17 protein-coding genes are annotated in these 25,169 nt (G+C 66.7%); 5 read left to right on the top strand and 12 right to left on the bottom strand.

Going from position 1 to position 25,169, the window contains the following annotated elements; translation table 11 throughout:
* Positions 1-25: 25 nt before the first annotated feature.
* The gene (locus tag P0Y59_21160) at positions 26-1,339 is read right to left on the bottom strand and encodes an ATP-binding protein (protein ID WEJ99399.1); all 1,314 of its coding nucleotides are present in this window, start codon (positions 1,337-1,339) and stop codon (positions 26-28) included.
* Positions 1,329-2,726, bottom strand: a complete 1,398-nt coding sequence (locus P0Y59_21155) for a sigma-54 dependent transcriptional regulator (GenBank protein ID WEJ99398.1) — start codon at positions 2,724-2,726, stop codon at positions 1,329-1,331. The genes P0Y59_21160 and P0Y59_21155 overlap by 11 nt, the downstream gene beginning before the upstream one ends.
* A 160-nt stretch (positions 2,727-2,886) precedes the next feature.
* Between P0Y59_21155 and P0Y59_21150 the strand changes: the two genes are divergently transcribed.
* The 4 genes from P0Y59_21150 (at position 2,887) to P0Y59_21135 (ending at position 7,687) form a co-directional block, all read left to right on the top strand.
* The gene (locus tag P0Y59_21150) at positions 2,887-3,015 is read left to right on the top strand and encodes a hypothetical protein (GenBank protein WEJ99397.1); all 129 of its coding nucleotides are present in this window, start codon (positions 2,887-2,889) and stop codon (positions 3,013-3,015) included.
* A 131-nt stretch (positions 3,016-3,146) separates the two neighbouring features.
* Positions 3,147-4,469, top strand: a complete 1,323-nt coding sequence (locus tag P0Y59_21145; protein ID WEJ99396.1) for an efflux RND transporter periplasmic adaptor subunit — start codon at positions 3,147-3,149, stop codon at positions 4,467-4,469.
* Positions 4,470-4,473: 4 nt separating this feature from the next.
* Positions 4,474-5,154: an ABC transporter ATP-binding protein gene (locus P0Y59_21140; protein WEJ99395.1), complete on the top strand. Its 681-nt coding sequence runs from the start codon at positions 4,474-4,476 to the stop codon at positions 5,152-5,154.
* Positions 5,155-5,179: 25 nt separating this feature from the next.
* The gene (locus P0Y59_21135) at positions 5,180-7,687 is read left to right on the top strand and encodes an ABC transporter permease (protein ID WEJ99394.1); all 2,508 of its coding nucleotides are present in this window, start codon (positions 5,180-5,182) and stop codon (positions 7,685-7,687) included.
* Positions 7,688-7,795: 108 nt separating this feature from the next.
* Here P0Y59_21135 and P0Y59_21130 read toward each other — a convergent pair whose 3' ends face one another.
* The 10 genes from P0Y59_21130 to P0Y59_21085 form a co-directional block, all read right to left on the bottom strand.
* The gene (locus tag P0Y59_21130) at positions 7,796-8,344 is read right to left on the bottom strand and encodes an NAD(P)H-dependent oxidoreductase (GenBank protein ID WEJ99393.1); all 549 of its coding nucleotides are present in this window, start codon (positions 8,342-8,344) and stop codon (positions 7,796-7,798) included.
* Positions 8,344-9,912 (bottom strand): aldehyde dehydrogenase (NADP(+)), encoded by a 1,569-nt coding sequence (locus P0Y59_21125; protein ID WEJ99392.1) that lies wholly within the window; start codon positions 9,910-9,912, stop codon positions 8,344-8,346. The genes P0Y59_21130 and P0Y59_21125 overlap by 1 nt, the downstream gene beginning before the upstream one ends.
* 198 nt (positions 9,913-10,110) lie before the next feature.
* A complete protein-coding gene (locus tag P0Y59_21120; GenBank protein WEK02646.1) occupies positions 10,111-11,340 on the bottom strand; it encodes an SGNH/GDSL hydrolase family protein in 1,230 nt (409 codons plus the stop codon).
* Positions 11,341-11,359: 19 nt separating this feature from the next.
* Positions 11,360-12,475, bottom strand: coding sequence for an endo-1,4-beta-xylanase (locus P0Y59_21115; GenBank protein WEJ99391.1), 1,116 nt, complete (start codon positions 12,473-12,475; stop codon positions 11,360-11,362).
* Positions 12,472-13,938: a mannitol dehydrogenase family protein gene (locus P0Y59_21110; protein ID WEJ99390.1), complete on the bottom strand. Its 1,467-nt coding sequence runs from the start codon at positions 13,936-13,938 to the stop codon at positions 12,472-12,474. Before P0Y59_21110 ends, P0Y59_21115 begins: the two co-directional genes overlap by 4 nt.
* A 91-nt stretch (positions 13,939-14,029) precedes the next feature.
* Positions 14,030-15,442 carry a glucuronate isomerase gene (uxaC, locus tag P0Y59_21105; GenBank protein ID WEJ99389.1) on the bottom strand — a complete coding sequence of 471 codons (1,413 nt, stop codon included), beginning with the start codon at positions 15,440-15,442 and terminating at the stop codon, positions 14,030-14,032.
* Entirely contained in the window at positions 15,439-16,785 is a 1,347-nt protein-coding gene (locus P0Y59_21100; GenBank protein ID WEJ99388.1) for an MFS transporter, read from the bottom strand. Before P0Y59_21100 ends, uxaC begins: the two co-directional genes overlap by 4 nt.
* 22 nt (positions 16,786-16,807) lie before the next feature.
* Positions 16,808-18,019 carry a D-galactonate dehydratase family protein gene (locus P0Y59_21095; GenBank protein ID WEJ99387.1) on the bottom strand — a complete coding sequence of 404 codons (1,212 nt, stop codon included), beginning with the start codon at positions 18,017-18,019 and terminating at the stop codon, positions 16,808-16,810.
* A gap of 11 nt (positions 18,020-18,030) precedes the next feature.
* Positions 18,031-20,373 (bottom strand): glycoside hydrolase family 3 N-terminal domain-containing protein, encoded by a 2,343-nt coding sequence (locus tag P0Y59_21090; protein WEK02645.1) that lies wholly within the window; start codon positions 20,371-20,373, stop codon positions 18,031-18,033.
* A 26-nt stretch (positions 20,374-20,399) separates the two neighbouring features.
* A complete protein-coding gene (locus tag P0Y59_21085; protein ID WEJ99386.1) occupies positions 20,400-22,802 on the bottom strand; it encodes a glycoside hydrolase family 3 N-terminal domain-containing protein in 2,403 nt (800 codons plus the stop codon).
* Between the two features lie 149 nt (positions 22,803-22,951).
* Between P0Y59_21085 and P0Y59_21080 the strand changes: the two genes are divergently transcribed.
* Positions 22,952-25,111, top strand: a complete 2,160-nt coding sequence (locus P0Y59_21080) for an alpha-glucuronidase family glycosyl hydrolase (protein WEJ99385.1) — start codon at positions 22,952-22,954, stop codon at positions 25,109-25,111.
* The last annotated feature ends 58 nt before the right edge of the window (positions 25,112-25,169 follow it).

The raw sequence follows: 25,169 nt of genomic DNA, 5'->3' as shown, positions 1-25,169 counted from the left end.
GCAAGGGCCGCCCGGCACGATCAGTTCACAGGATGATGCGGAACAGCGCCCCGCCAATGCGACCATCGGCAATGTCGATCGAGCCGCCATGCGCCACCACGACCTGCCGCGCGAGATTCAGGCCGACCCCGGTGCCTTCGGCGCGCGTGGTGAAGAAGGGCAGGAAGATGTCGCGGCGCAGATTCCGCGGCACGCCCGTTCCACTGTCCTCGACCTCGATCCAGATGCGCCCCGAGACCGCCGACAGCGACAGCCGCACCCAGTGCGCACCGCTGCCGCGATGCGCCGCCTGCGCCCCGTTGCGCAGCAGATTGATCAACACCTGCGCCAGCAAGTCGGGATCGGCGTCGAGGACGATGTCCGGCTTGACCTCAACGATCAACCGCACATCGCCCCATTCAGCCGCGAACAGCTTGGCCAGTTCAGCGACGAAAGGCGCGGCCTCGAACGGACGGCGGCGCAGGGCCGGCGCATGCGAAACCGCGCGATAGCTGTCGATGAAGCCGCGCAACCCTTCGGCCCGGCGCGCAAGCGTCGTCACCGCGACGCGTGCATCAGGCACGTCAGGCGGCTCCGCTTCGAGCAATGCGGCAGCGGTGCTGGCCAGCGAGGTCACCGGGGTGAGCGAGTTCAATATCTCGTGGGTCAGCACGCGAACGAGATCGGTCTGCGCCGCCATCTCGACCGTATCGAGCGTGCCCTGAACCGGTTCCACCGTCACAACACGGATGCGCAGGCCGAGTCGCTCGAGCGACGCCGTCCGCACGATCGCACGCTGCGGCCCGCCGGGCATGCGCAGGATCAGCAATTCCTGCCGCGCCTCCCCGTCGTCGGCGAGTCGTGACGCGAAGGTCGCGCCATAGACCGCGTAATCCTCCGGCCGGACACCCTGGTGGCGTCCGAACAGCCGCCGCGCAGCCTTGTTGGCCGGCGTCGCGCCATGTGCTTCATCGACCGTCAGCAGCGCGACCGGCATGTCGTCGACCAGCGCCTCAAGATAGCGCATCTCCCGCGCCGACCGGTCACGCTCGTCCTGCAGCCCGCGCATCGCGGCATCGAGCGCCCTGCCCAGTTCGCCGAAGCCGGCACCGCCGCGCCCGTCGAAACGGGCGGCGAAATCCTTGCTGCTCAGCGCCTCGACGAAGCGCGCCACAGTGCGGTTGGTGCGGTCGACATGATTCCACAGGCCTCTCGCGGCGAAGAGCACGATCAGCCCGGCGACGATCCGCGTCGCGCCCAGCCCTTCCACCTCGCAGGACCAGATGAATCCGGCGAGCGCCACGAGCAACGCCCCGATCCAGAGCCCGAGGACAAGCGTGAACCGCCGGTCAAAGCCCATGTTTCTCCATCCGCCGATAAAGCGCCGCGCGTGACAGGCCGAGTTCGGTCGCCGCCATCGAGATATTGTAGCCGTGCTTCTTCAGCGCTTCCTCGACCAGCCGGCGCTCGACCTTCTCCAGATTGAGCTCGGACGCAGCCGGGGTGACCACCGCGTCGGGCGCGACACGCGGCGCAGAGGCGCCGAGCGGGAAATCCTCCGCCTCGAGCGGCACATCGCCCGCCAGGATCACGGCCCGTTCGATCGCATGGCGCAACGCGCGGACATTGCCCGGCCAGTCATGCGCGGCGAGCGCAGCCCGGGCCCCGGCGGTGATCTCGGGCGCCGGCCGGTTGTAGCGCCGGGCATAATGATCGAGGAAATGGCTGACCAGCGCGGCCACGTCCTCGCGTCGCTCCCGCAGGGGCGGCAGCTCGATCTCGACGGTGTTGAGCCGAAAGAGCAGGTCCTGCCGGAAATGACGGTCGTCGCGCAGCATCTGCGGCGTCATATTGGTCGCCGCGATCACCCGGATATCGACCGGAATCGGCCGGTTGGCGCCGACCGGCGTGACCTGGCGCTGCTCAAGCACGGTCAGCAGCTTCGGCTGGAGGTGGAGCGGCAGATTACCGATCTCGTCGAGGAACAGCGTGCCGCCGTCGGCCGCCTGGATTCGGCCGATGCGATCCGCGCGCGCATCAGTGAAGGCGCCCTTCACATGACCGAACAGCTCGGAATCGATCAGTTCGGTCGCGATCGCGCCGAGATCGACCGTCAGCATCGGCTGGGGCGCGCGCAGCGACTTGGCGTGCAGCTCGCGCGCGACGATCTCCTTGCCGGTGCCGTTCTCGCCGAGCACCAGCACGTTCGCCTCGGTCGGTGCCGCGCGGGAGATCAGCGAGTGGACGCGCGCCATCGCCGGCGACTGGCCGATCAGCGGGGTATTGGTGCCGGGCTTGGTATCGGTGATCGCGACCACGCGCGCCTTCTCCACCGCAACCGCGCGGCGCGAACGGCGAAGCGACGCAGCGGTGCGCACGGTCGCGAGCAGGCGCTCGTTCGACCAGGGCTTGGACACGAAATCGGTCGCCCCGCGCTTCATCGCCTCCACCGCGACGTTCACGCCGGCGTGCGCCGTGATCATCACCACCACCAGATCCGGGTCGATCGCGAGCAGCCGGTCGAGCCAGGCAAGTCCTTCCGCCGCATCAGTCGCCCCGCGCGCGAAATTGGCGTCGAGCAGCACGACATCGGCCGACCGGCCGGCGATCGCGGTGATCGCCTCGTCCGGCGCGCGCGCGGTCACCACCTCGTTGAACAGGCCGCGCAGCAACAGCCGCGCGGCGGTCAATATATCCTCGTCGTCGTCCACCACGACGCAGAGATCGAATTCCGCCGATTTCCCCATTGACCGCTCCCGTACAATCCGCGTGCGAAATCGGACAGTCAAATTCCGTGCCAGGATTGTCCCCCGGAGACGAAAGCCCGCAAATCCGCCGATTTCCGTATCTGGCACGCCTCATGCTGAACGGAGGATTGCCAACCGGCACCACCCAAGGAGATCGACGATGAAACTGACCCTGAAGCCGCAAATCCTGAGCGCAATCGCCGCAATGGCAATCACCGCCTGCCTGACCTTCGCGTCGTCCGCGCCGGTCGTCACGGTCGCCTCGCTCGTCGCCGGCCAGATTGCGTGACCGGGATTCGCGTCCGGTTCCGGACGTCACTGTCCGGAACCGGACACTGGATCAAGGGCTGACCCGTGACTTTTCCTGAGACCAAGGCTGGCACGCCGCTTGCTGAGCATGACCCCAACAGGGGAGTGAAGATGAGTGTCGTACATATGAAGGGGGACCAGCCGGGCGACCGTCCAGTGACGGGCAGCGGGATGGATCGGGTCGTCGAGACGCGCAAGCTGTCCAGGCGGACCAAGATCATGATCGGCGCCGGGACGCTGCTGGTCGCCGCCGTGCTTTTCTGGTTTCTCGCCCCGCGCGCCGGCTCGCAGACCGTCGCGGCCGACCGGCTGACGATCTCGCCCGTCCGGACCGGCAAGTTCGAGGATTTCATTCCGCTCCGCGCCCGCGTCACCCCGCTCCTCACCGTCTATCTCGATTCGATCGAGGGCGGCCGGGTCGAGAAGGTGATCGCCGAGGACGGCGCCAGCCTCGCCAAGGGCGAACTGATCGTCGAGCTGTCCAATGCCGAGCTCCAGCTCTCCACGCTCGCCCGCCAGACCGAGGTCGAGCAGCAGATCAACAACATGCGCAGCCAGGAACTTGCCCTGGCCCAGACCCGCCTCGCCAATGAGCGCTCGATGATCGACGCCGATCTCGCCGCGACCAAGGCGCGCCGTCAATATGAGCGCGAGCAGCCGCTTGCCGCGCGCGGCTTCGTATCGGGCAAGCAGTTCAACGATACCCGGGATGACTATCTCTCCACGCAGAGGCGCATGGACGCCGTCCACCGCAGCCAGGCGACCGACGAGAAGCTCCAGGGCAGCCAGCTCGCCCAGCAACGCGCCTCCGCCGCTTCGATGCAGTCGAGCCTGAGCCTGGCCCGTGCCAATCTCGACGCGCTCAACCTGCGCGCGCCGGTCGCCGGCCAGCTTTCCGGCTTCTCGATCCAGGTCGGCCAGTCGCTCAAGCCCGGCGAGCGGATCGGCCAGATCGACAGCCCGGGCCGGAACAAGCTGATGGCCGGCGTCGACGAATTCTATCTCGGCCGCGTGCAGCTCGGCCAGAAAGCCAGCGTCGACTGGAACGGCAAGAACTTCGCCGCCAGGGTCACCAAGATCTACCCGCAGGTGCAGAACGGCCAGTTCCAGGTCGACCTGCAGTTCCTCGGTACGGAGCCGGCCAACATCCAGCGCGGCCAGACGCTTCAGGCCAAGCTGACGCTGGGCGATCCAGCCCCGGCGCGGCTGATCCCGGCCGGCGCCTTCTACAACGAGACCGGCGGCAACTGGGTATTCGTGGTGTCGCCCGACGGTGGCAGCGCGATGAAGCGCCCGGTCCGGCTCGGCCGCCGCAACCCCGATTCGATCGAGGTGCTCGAAGGGCTCGACCCGGGCGAGCACGTCATCACCTCCCCCTATACCGGTTTCGCCGACAAGGACCGGCTCGACCTGACGGCCAAAGGAAAGGACTGACCTTATGCTTGAGATGCGCGCGCTTTCACGGGCCTACCGCTCCGATACGATCGAGACGACCGCGCTCGACGCGATCGACCTTGAAATAGCCGATGGCGAATTCGTCGCGGTGATGGGTCCATCGGGCTGCGGCAAGTCGACGTTGCTCAACCTGATGGGCATGCTCGATTCGCCGACGAGCGGCTCCTATGTGTTCAACGGCCAGGAGGTTGCCGGCCTCGGCGAGGGCAGGCTGGCCGAGGTGCGCAAGGCGAATATCGGCTTCATCTTCCAGAGCTTCAATCTCGTCGACGAGCTGTCGGTGCGCGAGAATATCGAGCTGGCGCTGCTGTATCACGACGTATCAGCCGCCGAGCGCAAGCGCCGCACCGATGTGGTGATGGACCGGGTCGGCATCGCCCACCGCGCCCGCCATCGGCCAAGCCAGCTTTCGGGCGGCCAGCAGCAGCGAGTCGCCGTCGCTCGCGCGCTGGTCGCGGAACCCAAGCTGATCCTCGCCGACGAGCCGACCGGCAACCTCGACACCAATCACGGCGACGAGGTGATGCGTATGCTTCAGCAACTCAACGCAGAAGGCTCGACCATCGTGATGGTCACGCACTCCCCCGCCCATGCCGACTATGCCAGCCGGGTCGTCAACATGCTCGACGGCCGAATCCTGCAACAGCACCGCCGCGCCGCCTGAACGACCCAGAACCCGGAGACCCGCCATGTGGCGCAACTACCTGACCGTCGGCCTTCGCGCGCTCGCCAAGAACCGCGCCTATGCCTTCATCAACATCGCGGGCCTCGCGCTCGGCATCGCGGCATGCCTGCTGATCCTCGGCTTCGTACGCTACGAATTCAGCTACGATGGCTGGCTGCCTAATGCCGACCGCACCTTCGAGCTGCAGGATTTCTATAGCCCGACCGAGTCCGGCGGCCAGGAGATGAAGCTTCAGGTGACGAGCTATGCCGCCGGCGTCGCGCTGAAGAAGGACTTCCCCCAGATCGAGCGTGCGATCTATGTGAAGGGCACCAGCGTCGTCGTGCTCAAGGACGGCCAGCCCTCGACGGTCCAGGATACGCTCCTTGCCGACGGCCCGCTGTTCAGCGTGGTGGAGGTGCCCTTCATTCATGGCGACCCCGCACATGCGCTCGATGATCCGCATGCGATGGCGCTGGGCGAGACGCAGGCCAGGATCCTGTTCGGCAACGGCAACCCGATCGGCCGCACGGTGACCCTGATGTTCGGCGATGTCACCGCCGACTACCGCGTGACGGGCGTGTACAAGGACATGCCCAGGAACACGTCGCTCGCGATGAACATGGTCGTGCGCTTCGATCCCCAGGCCTTTTTCGCCAAGTCCCCGTTCGTGCTCACAAGCTGGAACAGCCAGGCCGGCAACTATCTCGTCCGCCTGAAGCCCGGCGTCGACGTGAACACGATCAACGCCGCGCTACCCGCCTGGGAAAAGCGCAACATTCCCGACGAGGACAATGGCACGCGCAAGCAGAATGCGGGCGACAACCAGGACTGGAAACTCGTCAACCTCCGCGACATCCATCTCGGCGAGGCACAGATGGCCACGATGCGGCCGGGCAATGACAAGACGACGATCATCACCTTCGCCATCGTCGCGCTGCTGATCATGGCCATGGCATGCGTCAACTTCACCAACCTCGCCACCGCCCGCGCCACCCAGCGCGCCCGGGAAGTCGCGCTGCGCAAAGTGCTCGGCGCGACACGCCGGCAGCTCATCACCCAGTTCATCGGTGAATCGATCCTGCTCGCGGCGATCGCGATGCTGGTGGCGCTGGCCGTGGTGGAGATCACCCTGCCCGGCCTCAACACCTTCCTGAAGGCGGACATCTCGCTGCGCTATTTCGCGTTCGACGGGCTGATCTTCCCGGTGATCGGCCTCACCCTGCTCGTCGGGCTGGCGGGTGGCGTCTATCCGGCGCTCGTCCTGTCGCGCTTCGAACCGGCGCGCGTGCTGAAGGCCAACAAGTCCGCTGCCGACGCCGAAGGCTCCGGGCGGCTGCGCAATGTCCTGGTGATCGGCCAGTTCGCCGTGTCGATCGGGCTGATCATCTGCACCTCGATCGTCTATGCCCAGACCGTTTACGCACGCACCAGCGACGCCGGATACAAGCGTGACGGGCTGATCCAGATCGGGAGCGTCGGCCGGCCCCAGGCGGAAGCCGTGGCACGGCCGCTGATGGAGGAGATGAGGCGCATTCCGGGCGTCACCGCCGTCGCCCGCTCGACCATCTCGGTCAATGGCGGCAACAATGCGGTGACCACGGTCAGCCTGCCGGGTAGCTCGAATCCGGTCGCGCTCGGCGTGTACGGGGCCGATCCGGATTTCTTCAAGGCAATGGGCATCAGGCTGATCGCCGGCCGCACCTTCTCCGAGAGCCAGCCGCGCGACGACGCGACCACACCTCAGCCGGCCCAGCCCGAGGCTGAGCGGGCACTGGTCCAGCGTGGGTTGAATATCATCCTGAGCGAGGAGGCGGCGCATCGGCTCGGTTTCGCCCAGGCGGAGACGGCGCTCGGCAAGACGGTGATGGCCAGTATAGTCGACGGCGAATATGGCCTGGTGCCGGCGACCGTGATCGGCATCGTCGCCGATGCCCGGTATCGCTCAGCGCGCGACCCGTTGCAGCCGATGTTCTATTTCTACCAGACCAACGGTTACAACAGCATGGCGGTACGCTTCCAGGGTGTCGAACCCAAGCTGGCCTATGACCAGGTCGCCGCGGCGTGGAAGCGCCAGGTGCCCGACGTGCCGTTCGACGCCAAGTTCGTCGACGATATCGTGCGCGATCTCTACAACGCCGACGAGGCACGGGCGAAACTGTTCGGCGCCTTCGCGATCCTCGCGGTGGTGATCGGATGCCTCGGCCTGTTCGGCCTCGCGTCCTTCACCGCGGAGCGGCGCACCAAGGAGATCGGCATCCGCAAGGTGCTGGGAGCCCGCACCGGCGACATCCTGCGACTGCTGGTGTGGCAGTTCAGCCAGCCGGTGCTGATCGCGAACCTGATCGCCTGGCCGATCGCCTGGTGGGTGATGCGCGGGTGGCTCAACGGGTTCGAAAGCCGGATCTCGCTGACCCCGGTGCCGTTCCTGGTGGCCGGCCTGCTCGCCGTGATGATCGCGATTGGGACCATCTCGGCCCATGCCTGGCGCGTCGCGCGCACCAGCCCGATCCGCGCGCTGCGCTACGAATGACGGGGCGGCACGAATGACGGGACGTCGCGGCAGGCTCTTTCCTCGGCCTGCCGCGGCACATATCGGGAAGATCGACCCGGGAAGATCGACGGGCCCCCGGGCGCCAGGTCAGAGCGAAGCGACGAAGCCCGCCACGAACCGCGCAAGCCTGGCGCGCACGGCATCGTCGATCAGGTTGCCTTCGCCGTCGAACGCCTGGCCGGCGCCCGAGACCATCAGCTTCTGGCCGCTCCACAGCTCGGCACCGAGCGTTCGCAGCGTCGGCAACCAGCCATTCTGCGACAGGATCGTCCCGAAATTGCCGGGCGACGCGCCGATCAGCGCGACGGGCTTGCCGCCGAACACGCGGGGGATGTCGGAGGCCGGGCGCGACATCCAGTCGATCGCGTTCTTGAACACGCCCGGCACGCCGTTGTTGTACTCAGGCGTGACGAGCAGCAACCCGTCGGCTTCGGCCACCGCATCCTTCAGCACGGCGACGGCGGCGGGAATGCCCTCCGCCGCCTCGACATCGCCATTGTAGAGCGGGACGCCGGCGATCGTATGGATCGCCAGTTCGTGGCCCTCCGGCATCGCCTCCCGCGCCGCCCGCAACAGGCCGGCATTGTAGGAATGCCGCCTCAGGCTTCCCGAAATGCCGACCAGCCGCACGCCCATCAGCGCTTGCCGTCCACGAGGCGCTCGATCCCAAGCGGGTTGGCCTGCTTCAGCGCCGCCGGGAGCAGATCGTCAGGCAGATCCTGGTAGGAGACAGGCCGCAGGAAGCGATCGATCGCCTTGCTGCCGACCGAGGTCGAGCGGCCATCGGCGGTCGAGGGATAGGGTCCGCCATGGACCATGGCATGGGCCACTTCCACGCCGGTGCCGAAGCCGTTGACCAGGATGCGGCCGACCTTGCGCTCAAGATGCGGGATCAGCTTCGCCGCCTCGGGATGATCAGCCTCGACGATGTGGATCGCCCCGGTGAGCTGGCCCTCGAGATGATCGACGACATTGGTCACCGTCTCCAGATCGGCGCAGCGCACGATCAGCGACGCGGCGCCGAAGATTTCATCCTGCAGCTCGTGATGAGCGAGGAAATCCTCGGCGCTGGTCTGGAACAGGCCGGCCTGGCCCTGGCAGTGATGCCCGGCCTTGCCACGCGCGACCGTCTCGACGGTGTTGTGGCTGCCGATCGCCTCGACGCCCGTCTGATAGGCCTTCGCGATGCCCGGGGTGAGCATCGTCGCTGCCGGCATGTCGCCCAGCGCCGCCGCCGCCGCCGCGACGAAGGTGTCGAGATCGGGGCCGTCGATGCCGAGGATCAGGCCGGGGTTGGTGCAGAACTGCCCGGCGCCCAGTGTCAGCGAGCCGACGAACGCCCTGGCGGTCGATTCAGCCTTCGCCGCGAGCGCGTTCGGGAACAGGATGACCGGGTTGATCGAGCTCATCTCGGCATAGACCGGGATCGGCTCGGCACGGTTCTGCGCGATCTTCATCAGCGCCGTGCCGCCGCCACGCGAGCCGGTGAAGCCGGCCGCCTTGATGCGCGCGTCGGCAACCAGGCCCTGGCCGATGGTGCGGCCGGAATCGAACAACAGCGAGAAGACGCCTTCGGGCAGGCCGCAATCGGCGACGGCTTTGCGCACCGCGCGGCCGACCAGTTCGGAGGTGCCGGGATGCGCGCTGTGCGCCTTGGCAACGACCGGGCAGCCGGCGGCGAGCGCCGAGGCGGTGTCTCCCCCCGCGACCGAGAAGGCGAGCGGGAAGTTGGACGCGCCGAACACGGCGACCGGGCCGACCGGGATGTTGCGCAGGCGCAGGTCGGGTTTCGGCGCCGGGGTCCGCGCCGGATCGGCATGGTCGATGCGCACGTCGAGATAATGGCCGTCGCGCACGACCTGGGCGAACAGGCGGAGCTGGCCGCACGTCCGACCGCGCTCGCCCTCGAGGCGGCCGCGCGGCAGGCCGCTCTCGGCCATGGCGCGCTCGATCAGTTCGTCGCCGATGCCCATGATATTGTCGGCGATGGCTTCGAGGAACCTGGCGCGATCCTCGGGTGAGGTCTCGCGATAGGCGTCGAACGCTGAGTCGGCGAGGGCGCAGGCGGCATCGAGATCCTCAAGCGTGGCGCCGCCGAATGCGGGCTCCATCGACTCGCCGGTCTCCGCCTGGACCGCGCGAATCTCGCCCTGGGTGCCGCGCACGGCGCGCGCGCCGATGAACATTTCGCCGTTGATCGTCATGCTGATCTCCTTGGCCGCTCCCGCGGTCGGTTAGGGGTGTAGGTAATCACGGTTTCGGCGCGTGCGAGGGGCGATGAAGCCCCGATCGGGCAACGCCGATGAATTCTGCGCCGCGACCAGACACGGCGAGGCAGGTCTGTGCCGCCGCCGGTGTCGCGGTGTCAAAGCCCTTGTTCGACGCGGCGGCGCGACCGGATGTCACTTGAACAACGCCAGCGGGACGGCGTCGCCCATCGCGCGGTGGCCGGCGACGCCCGGATGCAGATGGTCGCCCTTGTCGACATCGGCGCGCATCCGCATCGGATTGGCGGGATCGCGCATCACCGCGTCGAAATCGACCACGGCATCGAAATTGCCGGGCGCGCGAATCCATGCGTTGATCGCCTGGCGGTCGGCCTCGTTCTGCGCATCGGGATGATAATAATCATTGCCGCCATAGGGCAGGATCGTGCCACCGATCACCTTGATGCGGGCGGCACGGGCGCGCTGGACGATCTGGCGATAAGCGCCGATGATCCGGCGGACGAGCGCCGCATGCGCCTCCGGGGTCTGCGGAGCGTCGCGCGTGAAGGTGCCGAGATCGTTCACGCCCTCGAGCACGATCAGATAGCGAATGCCGGTCTGGCCCAGCACGTCGCGGTCGAAACGCGCCAGCGCATTCGGGCCGAGCCCGTCGAGCAGCAGCCGGCCGCCGCCGATGCCGTGGTTGAGCACCGTGACATTGCGGGTGGCGGGCGATGCCTGGAGCCGCTCAGCCAGTCGATCGGGCCAGCGATCATTGCCGTTGGTGGTCGAGCCGTTGCCGTCGGTGATCGAATCGCCCAGCGTCACGATCGCGCGACCATCGGTCGCGGCCATGACCTCGACCCCGGCGATCTGGTACCAATGCTCGACCGTCTTCGCGCCGGTCAGCTCTGCATCGGCCACCTTGTTGCCATGGACGATATAGGAAGTGGCGCGCGACCCGGGATGGCTTGTCTGGCGCGCGGGCGCATCGGGCAGATGCAGGGTGATCGCCACGCTGGCCAGCGCCCGCACCGGCAACCGAACGGGATCGGACAGATAGCTGGCACCGGCCGGGATCGTGACCTCGGCCGCGCCGTCGAAAGTGAGTGCCCGGTCGCTCGCGAGATCGATCTTCGATGTCATGCTGCCCGCCGACAGCGCGACATGCGCCGCATCGATGCGCAGCGGTTCGGTGCCGAACGCGTTCGACAGCATCACCCGGATCTGTGGTCCCCCGGCACTGACCCGCACCACCTGGCGCAGCGTCGCGTCCCTGAGATCGGCTTCGGGCAGCGCATTGTTCGGTTCGGGAATCTGTTGCGACGAGGCCCAGCTCCGCAGCCAGGTTTCGCGCGCTGCCGGCGCCGCCGGGCCAGCCACCGTCACGCACAACAAGGATGCGGCGATCGCGCGCGTGATCATGCTCATCGGCCAAACCCTCCTATCGTATCGCCGCCGCGGCCAGCGCGGCCGCGACCGCCGTGCGAAGCGGCCTTGGCTCGTAGTTCATGCCGTACGGGCAGCAGCGCTTCGCCAACCCGTCGGGACGCGGCGTAAGGCCCTGCAGCCAGCTATATTTGTCGGAGATTCCCCAGAACAGCACGGTATCGAGCTGCGGATAGGCGAGCAGGGAATCGAGAAAGGCCCTGGCATAATCCGCCACGGCGCGGTCGCGGGTCGCGATGTCGGTCGACAACAGCTTGTCGTTCACGTCCATCTCGGTGACGACCAGCTTCAGCCCCATGCCGGTGACCGCATCGAGGAAATCGCGCCACGCCTTTTCGTCGCGTGTGCCGAACGGGGCACCCGCGCCCTGCCCCGGCGCGCCGATATGCGACTGGATGCCCAGCGCATCGACCGGGGTGCCACGCTTCTTCAGGGCTTCGAGCAGCTTGAGCACGCCGCTGCGATGGAGGTCGTTGCCTGGCTCCCAGCTCATATAATCGTTATAGACGAGCTGCATGTGCGGCGCCGCGGCGCGAGCGGTGCGGAAGGCGAGGTCGATGACATTCTCCGCGCCGAGCGGGGCGGTCAGCACAGTCTCGCGCAGGCCGCCGGTCTTCTCGTCGACCGCCTCGTTGACCACGTCGAAGCTCGGCAGCACCCCGGCATAGCGGCCAGCCACGGTCGAGACATGCTCGGTCAGCAGGCGCTCCGCCTCGGCGCGCGGGTTGGGGCCGAAATCATGCTCGACCAGCCATTTCGGATAGCGCTCGGTCTTCTGCCACAGCAAGGTATGCCCGCGCACGCCGAGCCCGACCAATGTCGCCCAGGCGATCAGCGCGTCGGCGGCGCGGAAATCGAAGGTCTTCGCGTCCGGGCGGACCGCCTGCCATTTCAGTTCATTCTCCGGCACGATCAGCCCGCACTGCGCCGCCACCAGCGCACGATAGCGGGGATCGCGCAGGCCCTTGCCGCCCAGGCAGGTCCCGAAGCGGACACCGCGCGCCTTGCCGATCGCGTCGAGCCCGGGCGACGCGGCCAGCGCACTCCCCGGCACGAGCAGGGCGGCCGCCGCCGCGGCGCCGATCGCCTCACGCCGTGTCAGGTCGGTCATGCAAAGGCCTCCACCGTGGCGCGCGCGCCGGTCGCGGCGAGTGCCGCCAGATGCCGCGTGAGCGTGGTGCGGAACACCGCGTCGGCAGCAAGTGCGGGCGGGAAGATCGCATCGATCGACAGCAGCGCGGCCACCTGCGCCTCAGCTTCGGCCACGCCATCGAGCCGCGCGGCGGTGACGGCGGCCAGTGGATCGTCAACCACATGGGCGGCCCCGCTATCGTCGCGCCCGCCCTGCCAGCGCATCCAGGCCGCGACCGCCAGCGCCAGCGCGTCGACGTCCAGCCCCTTGGCCCGCCGTGCCGCGATCGGCGCGAGCAGGCGCTGCGGCAGCTTCTGCGATCCGTCCATCGCGATCTGGCGGGTGCGGTGCTGGAGCGCGGGATTGGTGAAGCGCTGCATCAGCGCGCTGCGATAGGCAGCAACATCCAGCCCGGGCGGTGGCGACAAGGTGACCTCGGCCTCGTCCCACAGCGCCTCGACGAAGCGCGTAAAGGCCGGGATCGCGACAACTTCATGGACAAACTCGATGCCGGCCAACCCGCCGAGATAGGCGATGCCCGAATGCGCGCCGTTGAGCAGGCGCAGCTTGGCTTCTTCCCACGGCGCGACCGACGCGGTGATCTGCACGCCCGGCATCTCGAACGCGGGACGCGGGCCGCAGAAGCGATCCTCGATCACCCATTGCAGGAACGGCTCGGCCTTCACCATCGCCTGGTCGCTCATGCCAAGCGACGCTTCCAGCCCCACGATATCAGCCGACGTGGTCGCGGGGACGATGCGGTCGACCATCGTTTCGGGAAAGGCGCCCTCGGTTTCGATCCACTCCGCGAGCGCCGCGCCGTGTGCGCGGGCGATGGCCAGCACCGCCCGCTCAAGCCGTCGGCCATTGTGCGGCAGATTGTCGCACGAGATCGCGGTGAACGGGGGCAGGCCGCGATCGCGGCGCGCGGCGAGCGCCGCGACGAGGAACCCCGGCGCGGTCCTGGGTGCGGTCAGGTCGGTGCAGTCGGCAGCGACATCGGGGTCATCGGCTAGCAGCGCGCCGGTCGCCGGGTCGAGCTTATAACCCTTCTCGGTCACGGTCAGCGTCACGACATGCGTATCGGGATGCGCCAGCCGCTCGACCAGGGCTCCCGGGTTCTCGGGCGCGACCAGCACTTCGCGCACGACGCCCATGACCTTCAGGCTGTCACCCGATCCGTCCCGGGTGACGACGGTGTAGAGCCCGTCCTGCGGGTTCATCTCGTCGCGCACGCCGGCCGAGCGCAACGACGCCCCGGTGATGCCCCAGCGCAGGTCGCCGGATTCGAGCGCCGCCTCGAACACCACGGCCTGGTGCGCGCGGTGGAAGGCGCCGATGCCGAGATGGACGACGCCAGGTTTTACGGCGGAACGGTCGTAGGAAGGGACGGCGACGGTTGAAGGTAAATCGCCAATCGTCGCAGATGAGAGTCTTGTCATTTCTTTCCTTCCCCGGCGGAGGCCGGGGTCCAGTTACAACCGGCCCGATACTGGGCCCCGGCTTGCGCCGGGGAAGAGTAAGGAGACCTGCTCACAGCTTGTACGCCGCCTTCGCCAGATCATAGGAAAGCGCCTTCGCAAGCTGATGCGCCTCGTCTTCCTCGAGCCGGTGCTCGGCGACGAGCTGGGCCAGGAAAGTACAATCCATCCGCCGCGCGACGTCGTGCCGCGCCGGGATCGACAGGAAGGCGCGCGTATCGTCGTTGAAGCCGACCGTGTTGTAGAAACCCGCCGTCTCGGTCGCGCGCTGGCGGAAACGGCGCATGCCCTCGGGGCTGTCGTGGAACCACCAGGGCGGGCCGAGCCGGAGCGCCGGATAATGGCCAGCCAGCGGTGCCAGTTCGCGGCTGTAGGTATCCTCGTCAAGCGTGAACAGGATCAGGGTCAGGCGCGGATCATTGCCGTACGCGTCGAGCAGCGGCTTCAGGTTGTGGACGAACTCGCTGGGCAGCGGGATATCCGCCCCCTTGTCGCGGCCGAACCGCGCCAGCACGCCCGGATTATGGCTGCGGAACGCGCCGGGATGGAGCTGCATCACCATGCCGTCCTCGATCGACAGGCGCGCCATCTCGGTCAGCATCTGGCCGCGGAACAGTTCGGCTTCGGCGGCGCTTGCCTGGCCTGCCCGCACCTTCGCGTAGAGCGCCTCGGCCTCGGCCACCGGCAGGTTCGCGGTGAAGGCGCTGGGATGGCCGTGATCGGTCGAAGTCGCCCCCGCCTCGCGGAAGCGCGATCGGTGAAACTGGTGCGCGCGCAGATAGCCGGCGAAGGTGGAGATATCCTCCCCGGCCGTTTCGCCGAAGCGCGCGATATTCTCGAGGAAACCGGCGGCCTCCGGGTCCATCACGGGGTCGGGACGATAGGCGGTCATCACCCGGCCCTGCCAGCCGCTCTCGCGGATCGCGCGGTGGTGGTCGAGCGGGTCGAGCGGGCTCTCGGTAGTGGCGATCGCCTCGATGCGGTAGCGTTCGAACAGCGCGCGCGGGCGGAAGGCCGGTGTCTTCAGCGCCGCGTCGATCGTCTCGTAATAATGGTCGGCGGTCGCCGGCTCCAGCCGCACGTCGAGGCCGAAGCATTCGACGAACACCCAATCGAGCCACATCGACGATGGCGTGCCGCGAAACAGATGATAGTGCTCAGCGAAGATTTTCCAGATCGCCCGCCCGTCGGTCTCGGTCGGCGTGCCGTCCCGGGTGGGCACGCCCAGCTTTTCCAGCGGAATGCCCTGGCTGTAGAGCATGCGGAAGACATAGTGATCGGGTACGATCAGCAACTGGGCCGGATCGGCGAAAGGCTGGTCATAGGCGAACCAGGACGGATCGGTGTGGCCGTGCGGGGAGATGATCGGCAGATCCTTGACACCGGTGTACAACGCACGCGCGATGTCGCGCGTCCGGCCCTCGGCAGGGAACAGGCGGTCGGGGTGGAGCGTCAGCTTCGTCATTGGTTGCCTTCGTTATGTGCGAGAACGGCCGGCTCCCAGCGCGGCACGATCAGATGGACGACGAGCAGCGCGAGCAGGTAGGAACACGCCGCGAGGATGAAGATCGGCTGGAAGCTGCCGACGGTGGCGAGGATATAGCCGGCGTATTTCGCCATCAAGGCGCCACCGATCGCGCCGGCGAGGCCGCCGAGCCCGATCACCGACCCTGCCCGCCAGCGCGGAAAGAGATCGCCCGGGATGGTGTAGACATTGGCGGAGAAGCCCTGGTGCGCGGCGCAGGCGAGCCCGATCAGCCCGGCCGCGACCCACATGTTCGGCGCGGCGGTGGCGAAGGCGATGGGCAGCGCGAACAACGCCATGAAGAACATCGCCGTCTTGCGCGACCGGTTGATGCTGTAGCCCTTGCCGATCAGCCGCGACGAGATCCAGCCGCCCGCCACCGAGCCGACATCGGCGATCAGATAGATCATGACCAGCGGCGGCCCGAAATCGAGCATCTTCACATGATATTGCTTGTTGAAGAAGTCGGGCAGCCAGAACAGGAACGTCCACCACACCGGATCGATCAGAAAGCGGCCGGCCATGTAGGCCCAGGTCTGGCGATGGCGGAACAGCGCGCGATAGTCCTGGACCAGCGCGACCACACCCTCGACGAAGCCGCGCTTCACCCGCACCTGTTCGGGCTGGGCCGGATCGGATTCGATGAAGGCAAGCTCCTCCGCCGACACGCGCGGATGCTTTGACGGTCGGTTGTAGAAACCGAGCCAGGCGACCAGCCAGATCACGGTCAGCAGGCCGGTGAGGATGAAGGCCCAGCGCCAGCCAAACGCGATGGTGATGACCGGCACGATCAGCGGGGTGACGATCGCGCCGATATTGGAACCTGCGTTGAAGATGCCGATCGCGAAAGCGCGCTCGCGCTTCGGGAACCATTCGTTCGCGGCGGCGAGCGCCGAGGGGAAGGTGCCCGCCTCGCCGAACGCCAGCGTCAGCCGCGCGATCATCATGCCGGTCGTGGTGGTGAACAGCACATGGCCCATATGGCCGATGGTCCAGAGGGTGACGGCGATGGCATAGCCGATCTTCGCCCCGACCCGGTCGACCAGCCGGCCGAAGATCACATAGGCGATGCCGTAGGTAAGCTGGAACGCGACCGCGAGATCGGCATAGCCTTGCTCGGTCCAGTGATATTGCGCGGCGAGATCGGGCTTCAGCACCGACAGGACAAGGCGGTCGATATAGCTGAGCACGACCGCCGCGAAGAGCAGGCCGCAGACGATCCAGCGGACCTTGCCCGACGGCTTGGGCAGGATCGGCGCTTCCGCGCCGGCGGTCGCGTTCATTGAAATCCCCTCACCTGTCGACTCACCAGTTGGTCATGGTGCCGTCTTCGAGACGGTTCACCGGGAGATAGGCGCGGCTATATTCGTATTTCGCGGCGAGGACCTCATCGAGGTCGACGCCGAGCCCAGGCTTGTCGCCCGGGTGCATCAGGCCGTTGTCATAAGTGTAGGCGTGCGGGAACACCGCGTCGGTCTCGTCGGTGTGCCGCATATATTCCTGAATCCCGAAGTTCGGCACCGACAGGTCGAAATGAAGCGCCGCCGCCATGCACACCGGCGACAGGTCGGTCGCGCCGTGACAGCCGGTGCGGACATTGTGCAGGTCGGCGAAGCTCGCGACCCGGCGCAGATGGGTGATGCCCCCGGCATGGACCACGGTCGCCCGGATATAGTCGATCAGCTGCTCTTCGATCAGCTGCTTGCAGTCCCAGATCGAATTGAAGATCTCGCCCACCGCCAGCGGCGTGGTGGTGTGCTGGCGGATCAGGCGGAAGTTCGCCTGGTTCTCCGCCGGCGTCGCATCCTCGAGCCAGAAGGGCCGGTATTGCTCCAGGTCCTTGCCGAGGCGGCCTGCCTCGATCGGGGTCAGCCGGTGGTGGATGTCGTGCAGCAGGTGCACGTCCCAGCCAAGCGCCTCGCGCGCCTTTTCGAACAGGGGTGGCACCGAGCGCAGATACTTCTCGCTCGACCAGACATTCTCGGTCGGCAGATCGGCATCGGCCGGCTCGTAGAAATAGCGATCCTTCGACACGCCATAGGTCGAGGCTAAGCCCGGTACGCCCGACTGGAGCCTGATCGCCTTATAGCCGAGCGACTGGTAATGAAGCGCGTTGTCGATCGTCTCCTCGATCGTCGCGCCATTGGCATGGCCGTACACCATCACGCCTTCGCGGTTCGCCCCGCCGAGAAGCTGATAGACCGGCAACCCCGCGATCTTACCCTTGATATCCCACAGCGCCGTATCGACTGCGGCGATCGCCGACATCGTCACCGGACCCCGCCGCCAATACGCCCCCTTGTACAGGAACTGCCACACATCCTCGATCCGGTGCGCATCCCGCCCAATGAGGCACGGCACCACATGATCCTGCAGATAGCTCGCGACGCTCAGCTCCCGACCGTTCAGCGTCGCATCGCCAAGGCCGTACACCCCCTCGTCAGTCTCGATCTTCAGCGTCACGAAATTCCGCCCGGGGCAGGTCACGATAACGCGCGCACTAGTAATCTTCGGCATGATGCTTCCCGTCAGGCGATCGTGAGGATCGCGGATTGCAACTTGGCCGAGCTGTTTCCGACCATGATTTCGACTCGACCGGGCTCGACGACTTCCTTCATCGCGACGTTCCAGATGCGGAAAGCCTTGGGCTCGAGCGTGAAGCGTACCATCCTGCGCTCGCCCGGCGCGAGCGTGATGCGCTCGAACCCCTTCAAGGCCAGCACCGGCTGCGTGACCGACGCGTCGAGGTGGCGGATATAGAGTTGGACCACCTCATCCCCGGCCCGCGCGCCCGTATTGGCGACCTCGACCGACACGATCACGCTGACGTCCCGCGCGATCGTCGAGGCGGACAGTGTGGGCGCCCTGACGGTGAAACTGGTGTAGCTCAACCCGTGCCCGAACGGGAAAAGCGGCGCCGCATCATCGAACAGATAGCCGCGCCGCGCACTCGGCTTGTGGTTGTAGAAGAACGGGATCTGCCCCGCGTCGCGCACGATGGTGACCGGCAGCTTGGCGCCCGGGTTGATGTCGCCGAACAACGCGTCGGCCATCGCGGTACCGCCCTCCTGCCCGACATACCAGCAATCGAGGATCGCGTTCGCCCTGGCGGCAATGGTCGGCCAGCTCGCCGGTCGGCCATGGATCGCGACCACCACCAGCGGTTTGCCCAGCGCGTGAAGTGCCTCGAACAGCGCGTTCTGCTCGCCCAGCAGGTCGATCCCGGTCCGGTCACCGAGATGGTTTTTCGCAAAACCCTCACGGCTGGTCAGTTCATTGTCGCCCACCGCAAGCACGATCACATCGGCCGCCTTCGCCGCCTCGACCGCCTCGGCGATCAGCGCGCGGTTCTTCGCCGGATCAGCGAGGATCACCTCATTGTCGGTCGGGTTCTCGCTGGTGGTGATGAACACGCCCTGGGCATGGATCACCTCCGCCCCGCCAAGCTTCGCCCTGATGCCGTCGAGCAGGCCGATCTTCTGCTTCGGCACGCTCGAATAGCCGCCGAGCCGTGCGACCACCGCGTTGGGGCCGATCACCGCGATCCTTTGCGCGCCGGCCTTCAGCGGGAGAATGCCATCATTCTTGAGCAGGCAGATGCTCTTGCGCGCTGCCTCAAGCGCGAGCGCACGGGCCTCTTCATTGCCGGTAATCCGCGCAGCCAGCTTCGCATCGCCATAAGGATTTTCGAACAGCCCGGCGCGGAACTTGAGCGTCAGCAGGCGGGACACGGCGGTATCGATCGCCGCCTCGCTCACCCGTCCGGCGCGCACCTCGCCAGCCAGCAGGCGAAAGGCGAGCCCATCGGGCAGTTCGCAATCCACCCCCGCCGCCAATGCCAGCCCCGCGCCCTCGGCCTGATCCGCCGCGACATGATGGATCTTGTCGAGTTCCTGGACCGCGCCATAATCGCTCGCGACCACGCCGTCGAAACCCCATTCGCCGCGCAGCACATCGTGCAGCAGCCATTTATTCGCGTGGCTCGGTACGCCGTCGATCTCGTTATAGGACGGCATCACCGCGCCGATCGCGGTGCGCTCCACCACCTCGCGGAAAGGCGGGAAGAAATTCTCGCGCAGCTCCCGCTGCGATATCTGGGCGGGGCCGACATTGGTGCCCGATTGCGGCTGGCCATGCCCGGTCATGTGCTTGAGCGTGGCGAACACCTTGTCGTGCCCCAGCCGCTCGCTTTTGCCGATACCCTGCAGCCCCTCGACCGCGGCAACGCCCATCTCGCCACAGAGATAGGGGTCCTCGCCGAACGTCTCCTCGATCCGGCCCCAGCGCGGATCGCGCGCGATATCGACCACCGGCGACAGCACATAGGGCACGCCCCGCGCCCGGGATTCCCGCGCGATCACCGCATTCACGCGGCGCACGAGATCGGTGTCGAAGCTGCCCGCCAGGGCGATCGCCTGGGGGAAGCTGGTCGCCTCGGTCGCCATGAAGCCGTGCAGCGCTTCTTCATGGAACAGCACCGGAATGCCGAGCCGAGTCTTTTCCAGCGCCCAATGCTGCGCGGCATTGTTGAACGCGATATTGTCGGCCGGCGTCCGCCAGCGCGCACCGGTCCCGCCCTCGGTATTGACGATGCCCGGCCCGCCGCGCTTGTCCGACGGACGGCTGATCTGGCCGATCCCTTCAGGATAGGCAGCACTCGCCTTGGCTGGATCGAACGCCAGCCCGTCCATCACATCCGCCTTGGTCGCCCAGAGCGCGATGGTCTGCGCGACCTTCTCCTCAAGCGTCATGCGCCCGAGCAGGTCCTTCACCCGGGCGATGATCGGCGCCCGCGCGTCCTTGTACAGCGGCGTCGGCGCGCGCGCGAAAGCTACGCCCGGCGTCAGCGCCGCGGCGCTGGCCGAGGACAGCCAGACCAGCAGCTGGCGCCGACCGATCACTGGGCCACCGTCAGGGTTGCGGACTTCACATCCACCGAGTTCGCACCGGCCATGATCTCGAACTGGCCCGGCTCGACCACGCGCTTCATGTCGAGGTTCCACATCTGGAACGCCCGCCGATCGAGCGTGAAGCTCAGCGTCTTCGCCTCGCCCGGCTGCAAGGTCACGCGCCGGAACGCCTTCAGTTCCTTCACCGGCCGAGTCACCGAACTCACCATGTCGCGAACATAAACCTGCACCACTTCGTCGCCCGCCCGCTTGCCGGTGTTGGCGACATCCACCTTCACCTCGACCTGCCCATCGGTCCGGATCGTTGCCGCCGAGAGTTGCGGCGCGCCGATGGTGAAGCTGGTGTAGCTCAGCCCGAAACCGAACGGGAAAAGCGGTGTCGCCTCGCTGAACAGGTAACCGCGATGCGCGGACGGCTTGTGATTGTAGAACATCGGCAACTGCCCGACCGAGCGCGCGATAGTGACGGGCAGCTTGCCGCCCGGATTGACGTCGCCGAACAGCGCATCGGCCACCGCGTTGCCGCCCTGCTCGCCGAGATACCAGCCCTCGATCACCGCATTGGCCTCGGTCGCGACCTTGTTGATCGACAGCGGCCGGCCGTTGATCATCACCACAACGACCGGCTTGCCCAGCGCCTTCAGCGCGTCGAACAGATCCTGTTGCTGCCCGACCAGATCAAGGCTCGACCGGTCGCCGAGATGATTGTTTGCCCAGGCCTCGCGGCTGGTCTGCTCGGTATCGCCGATCGCCAGCACGATCGTGTCGGCGCCCCTGGCAGCCTCCACCGCCGCAACAATGCGCTTCGCATTTTCGGCCGGATCGGCCAGCGTGACCTTGTCCTCCCACCAATCGTCATTCTCGGTGATCTTCACGCCTTCCGACGTGACGATGTTGGCACGCGTCCCGACCTTGGCCCTGATCCCGTCGAGGATCGACACGGTCACTGGCGGCTGGCCATAATAGCCGCCGAGCCGCGCCACCGCCGCGCTCGGTCCGATCACCGCGATGGTCGGTTTTGCCGCGCCTGCTATCGGCATGGCGAACGGCAGCGTGCCGTCATTCTTGAGCAGCACCATCGACCGTGCCGCCGCGGTCCGCGCCAGCGCGCGCGCCTCGGCATTGTTGGTGATCTTCGCCGCGGCCGCAGCATCTGCATAAGGATGCTCGAACAGCCCGGCGCGGAACTTGATCTCGAGCATCTTCCGCACGGCCTTGTCGATCACTGCCTCGGAGATCTTGCCGGCGCGCACCGATTCGACCAGCGTCTTGTAGCTGTCGCCTTCGGGCAGGTCGGAATCGACGCCCGCGTTGATCGCCAGAAGTGCCGCCTCGGTCCGGTCGGCGGCGATATGATGAATCGACCGAAGCTGGTCGATCGCGTCGTAATCGCTGGTGATCGCACCGCTGAAACCCCATTCGCCGCGCAGCACGTCCTGCAACAGCCATTTGCTCGCATGGCTCGGCGTGCCGTCGATTTCGTTATAGCTCGGCATCACTGCGCCCGGCGCGGCGCGCTCGACCGCCTGTTCGAACGGCGGGAAGAAATTCTCGCGCAGCTCACGCTCGGAAATCTGGGCCGGGCCGATATTGGTCCCGCTTTCGGGCTGGCCGTGCCCGGTCAGATGCTTGAGCGTGGCGAACACCTTGCCCGGCGCGAGCTTCTCGGCCTTGTCGCCCTGCAACCCCTGCACTGCCGCGACGCCCATCTCGCCGACGAGATACGGGTCCTCGCCGAACGTTTCCTCGATCCGCCCCCAGCGCGGATCGCGCGCGACATCGACCACCGGCGACAAAGCGAGCGTCACGCCGCGCGCGGCAATCTCGCGCGCGGTGACGGCGTTGATCCGGCGGATCATGTCGGGGTCCCAGCTCGACGCGAGGCCGATCGGCACCGGAAAGCTGGTTGCGTCCCGTGCGGCGTAACCGTGCAGGCCTTCCTCGTGGAACAGGATCGGGATGCCAAGCCGTGTGCTCGTCAGCGCATAGCGCTGCAGCGTGTTGACCACGTCGATCGTGCCCCTCACGTCATGACCTGGCACCACGCGCGGCGACCCCGCGCCGAGCGTATCTGACGGACGAGCGAAGCCGCCAAAGCCGTGGGGGAAAAGCGCGGCGACCCTGGCCGGATCGATCCGCTTCTTCGCGTCGAGCATCTGGGCCTTGCCGCCCCATACCGTCAGCAGCTGGCCGACCTTCTCCTCCAGCGTCATCCGCTTGAGCAGATCCTCCACGCGTGCGGCAATGGGCGCGGTAGCATCCTTGTAGAGCTGGCTGACCTCGACAACCGGCGAAGGCAGCGGAGCTGCCCCGGCAAGCGCGACAGGGGCGACGCAGGCAAGCAGAATCGCCAGGGTGCGATGAGATGAACGCGACGCGACTGATGGCATTCCGGCTCCCCTCGGTGGCGCTGATTCGTCGGCCAACAACCGCGCCAGCACCTTTTTCTGATAGCGCTACCATGATAAGTCGGGCAAAGACTGTCAATCGCCGATGGCCCCCAGAAGGACCAGGGCGCACGAGTTTGGAGAGGAATGACATGGGTCGGTTGATCGCCTGGTGCGCGGCATTGTTTCTGACGCTGGGCGCCGTGCCCGTCGCCGCGCATGCCGAGGACGGCTATGATCTCTGGCTGCGCTATCGCTCTCTTCCCGCTGAGATCCAGTCACGCGATCGCGCCCGCGCGACGGCGGTCGTCTTCGACGTCGATCAGCACGATATCCCGACCCTCAAGGCGGTCGACGAGATCGAGCGCGCGCTCGAAGGCATGCTCGGCGCAGCCGTGCCGACCTACAGCCAGGCAGTGCAGGCCAACGCCATCGTGCTCGGCACCAGCGCCGAACCGCGGATCAAGGCACTCAACCTCCCGCTCGGCCAGCTCGGCACTGAGGGCTATGTCATCCGCAGCGCGACGATCGACGGCAAGCCGGTCACCGTCGTCGCGGGGAACAGCGGCGTCGGCGTGCTTTATGGCAGCTTCGCGCTGATCCAGCATCTCCAGCGTGGGCTCGGCCTCGACCGGCTCGATATCGTGTCGGCGCCGAAGCTCAAGCTTCGCCTGCTCAACCATTGGGACAATCTCGATCGCACGGTCGAGCGCGGCTATGCCGGCCAGTCGATCTGGGACTGGTGGAAGCTCCCCGACTTCAGGGACCCGCGCTATACCGACTATGCCCGCGCTAATGCCTCGATCGGCATCAACGGCACCGTGCTCAACAACGTCAACGCCAAGGCCGACAGCCTGACCGCGCCCTATATCGCCAAGGCAGCGGCGCTGGCCGATGTGTTCCGCCCCTATGGCATCAAGGTCTATCTCTCCGCGCGCTGGTCCGCCCCGATCGAGATCGGCGGGCTCAAGACCGCCGACCCGCTCGACCCGCAGGTCATCGCCTGGTGGAAGGCGAAGGCCGACGAAATCTACAGGGCAATCCCCGATTTCGGCGGCTTCCTGGTCAAGGCCAACTCGGAAGGGCAGCCCGGCCCGCAGGATTACAAGCGCAACCATGCGGAAGGCGCGAACATGCTCGCAGCCGCGGTGCGCCCGCATGGCGGCATCATCATGTGGCGCGCCTTCGTCTACCAGCACGAGAATCCGGAGGACCGCGCCAAGCAGGCCTATGACGACTTCAAGCCGCTCGACGGCAAGTTCGCCGACAATGTCATCGTCCAGGTGAAGAACGGCGCGATCGATTTCCAGCCGCGCGAACCCTTCCATCCTTTGTTCGGCGCGATGCCGAAGACACCGCTGATGATGGAGTTCCAGATCACCAAGGAATATCTCGGGATGGCGACTCATCTCGTCTATCTCGGGCCGCTTTACGAGGAGGTGCTGCAAGCCGACACCTTCGCGAAGGGCAAGGGATCGACCGTCGCCCGGGTGATCGAGGGCGCGCTTGACGGCTACAAGCTGACCGGCATGGCCGGCGTCGCCAATATCGGCACCGACCGGGACTGGAGCGGATCGACCTTCAACCAGGCCAATTGGTTCGTCTATGGTCGCATGGCGTGGAACCCCGAGGCATCGGCGAAGCAGGTCGCGGGCGAATGGTCCGAACTGACCTTCGGCCCGGATCCCGCGGTCACCCCGGCCGTGGTGAACATCATGACCGCGTCGCGCGAAGCGGTGGTCAACTACATGACGCCGCTGGGGCTCGCCCATCTGATGGCGACCAGCCATCATTATGGGCCGGGGCCCTGGGTGAAGGATCTCGCCCGCCCCGAATGGAACCCGGTCTATTACCACAGGGCCGACCGGAACGGGATCGGCTATGACCGGACGAGGACGGGCAGCGACGCGGTCGCGCAATATGCGCCCGAGGTCGCGCGCATGTTCGCCGACGTGAAGACCACGCCCGAGCGCGACCTGCTGTGGTTCCACCATGTCGGCTGGGACGATCGGCTGAAGTCCGGCAAGACGCTGTGGGACGAGCTGATCGCTCGCTACACGCTGGGCGTCGGCGAGGTTGCCGACATGCACCGGGAATGGCGGACACTCGCCCCCCATATCGACCGCGAGCGCTTCGCGAAGACCGACGCGTTCCTGTCGATCCAGCAGAAGGAGGCGCATTGGTGGCGCGACGCGAGCCTTGCCTATTGGACCAGCGTCTCGGGCCGCCCGCTCCCCGCCGGAGAGGCAGCGCCGGCAAAAACCCTCCTCGAATATGAAGCCATCTCCTGGCCGCACGAACCCGGGAGATAAGCGATAACATGATGGATAACCGAAATAAAATTAGACCGAAGCGGGAGGATTGACAGTT

The sequence above is a fragment of the Candidatus Sphingomonas phytovorans genome, from assembly GCA_029202385.1.
GTDB classification, from domain to species: domain Bacteria; phylum Pseudomonadota; class Alphaproteobacteria; order Sphingomonadales; family Sphingomonadaceae; genus Sphingomonas; species Sphingomonas phytovorans.
Note: the sequence above shows the minus strand (reverse complement) of the source record. Positions and strands in the feature narration are given on the sequence as shown.

Coding starts and splice junctions, on each gene's coding strand:
- P0Y59_21160 (WEJ99399.1), bottom strand. CDS start 1,339: ATGGGCTTTGACCGGCGGTTCACGCTTGTCCTCGGGCTCTGGATCGGG.
- P0Y59_21155 (WEJ99398.1), bottom strand. CDS start 2,726: ATGGGGAAATCGGCGGAATTCGATCTCTGCGTCGTGGTGGACGACGAC.
- P0Y59_21150 (WEJ99397.1), top strand. CDS start 2,887: ATGAAACTGACCCTGAAGCCGCAAATCCTGAGCGCAATCGCCGCAATG.
- P0Y59_21145 (WEJ99396.1), top strand. CDS start 3,147: ATGAGTGTCGTACATATGAAGGGGGACCAGCCGGGCGACCGTCCAGTG.
- P0Y59_21140 (WEJ99395.1), top strand. CDS start 4,474: ATGCTTGAGATGCGCGCGCTTTCACGGGCCTACCGCTCCGATACGATC.
- P0Y59_21135 (WEJ99394.1), top strand. CDS start 5,180: ATGTGGCGCAACTACCTGACCGTCGGCCTTCGCGCGCTCGCCAAGAAC.
- P0Y59_21130 (WEJ99393.1), bottom strand. CDS start 8,344: ATGGGCGTGCGGCTGGTCGGCATTTCGGGAAGCCTGAGGCGGCATTCC.
- P0Y59_21125 (WEJ99392.1), bottom strand. CDS start 9,912: ATGACGATCAACGGCGAAATGTTCATCGGCGCGCGCGCCGTGCGCGGC.
- P0Y59_21120 (WEK02646.1), bottom strand. CDS start 11,340: ATGATCACGCGCGCGATCGCCGCATCCTTGTTGTGCGTGACGGTGGCT.
- P0Y59_21115 (WEJ99391.1), bottom strand. CDS start 12,475: ATGACCGACCTGACACGGCGTGAGGCGATCGGCGCCGCGGCGGCGGCC.
- P0Y59_21110 (WEJ99390.1), bottom strand. CDS start 13,938: ATGACAAGACTCTCATCTGCGACGATTGGCGATTTACCTTCAACCGTC.
- uxaC (WEJ99389.1), bottom strand. CDS start 15,442: ATGACGAAGCTGACGCTCCACCCCGACCGCCTGTTCCCTGCCGAGGGC.
- P0Y59_21100 (WEJ99388.1), bottom strand. CDS start 16,785: ATGAACGCGACCGCCGGCGCGGAAGCGCCGATCCTGCCCAAGCCGTCG.
- P0Y59_21095 (WEJ99387.1), bottom strand. CDS start 18,019: ATGCCGAAGATTACTAGTGCGCGCGTTATCGTGACCTGCCCCGGGCGG.
- P0Y59_21085 (WEJ99386.1), bottom strand. CDS start 22,802: ATGCCATCAGTCGCGTCGCGTTCATCTCATCGCACCCTGGCGATTCTG.
- P0Y59_21080 (WEJ99385.1), top strand. CDS start 22,952: ATGGGTCGGTTGATCGCCTGGTGCGCGGCATTGTTTCTGACGCTGGGC.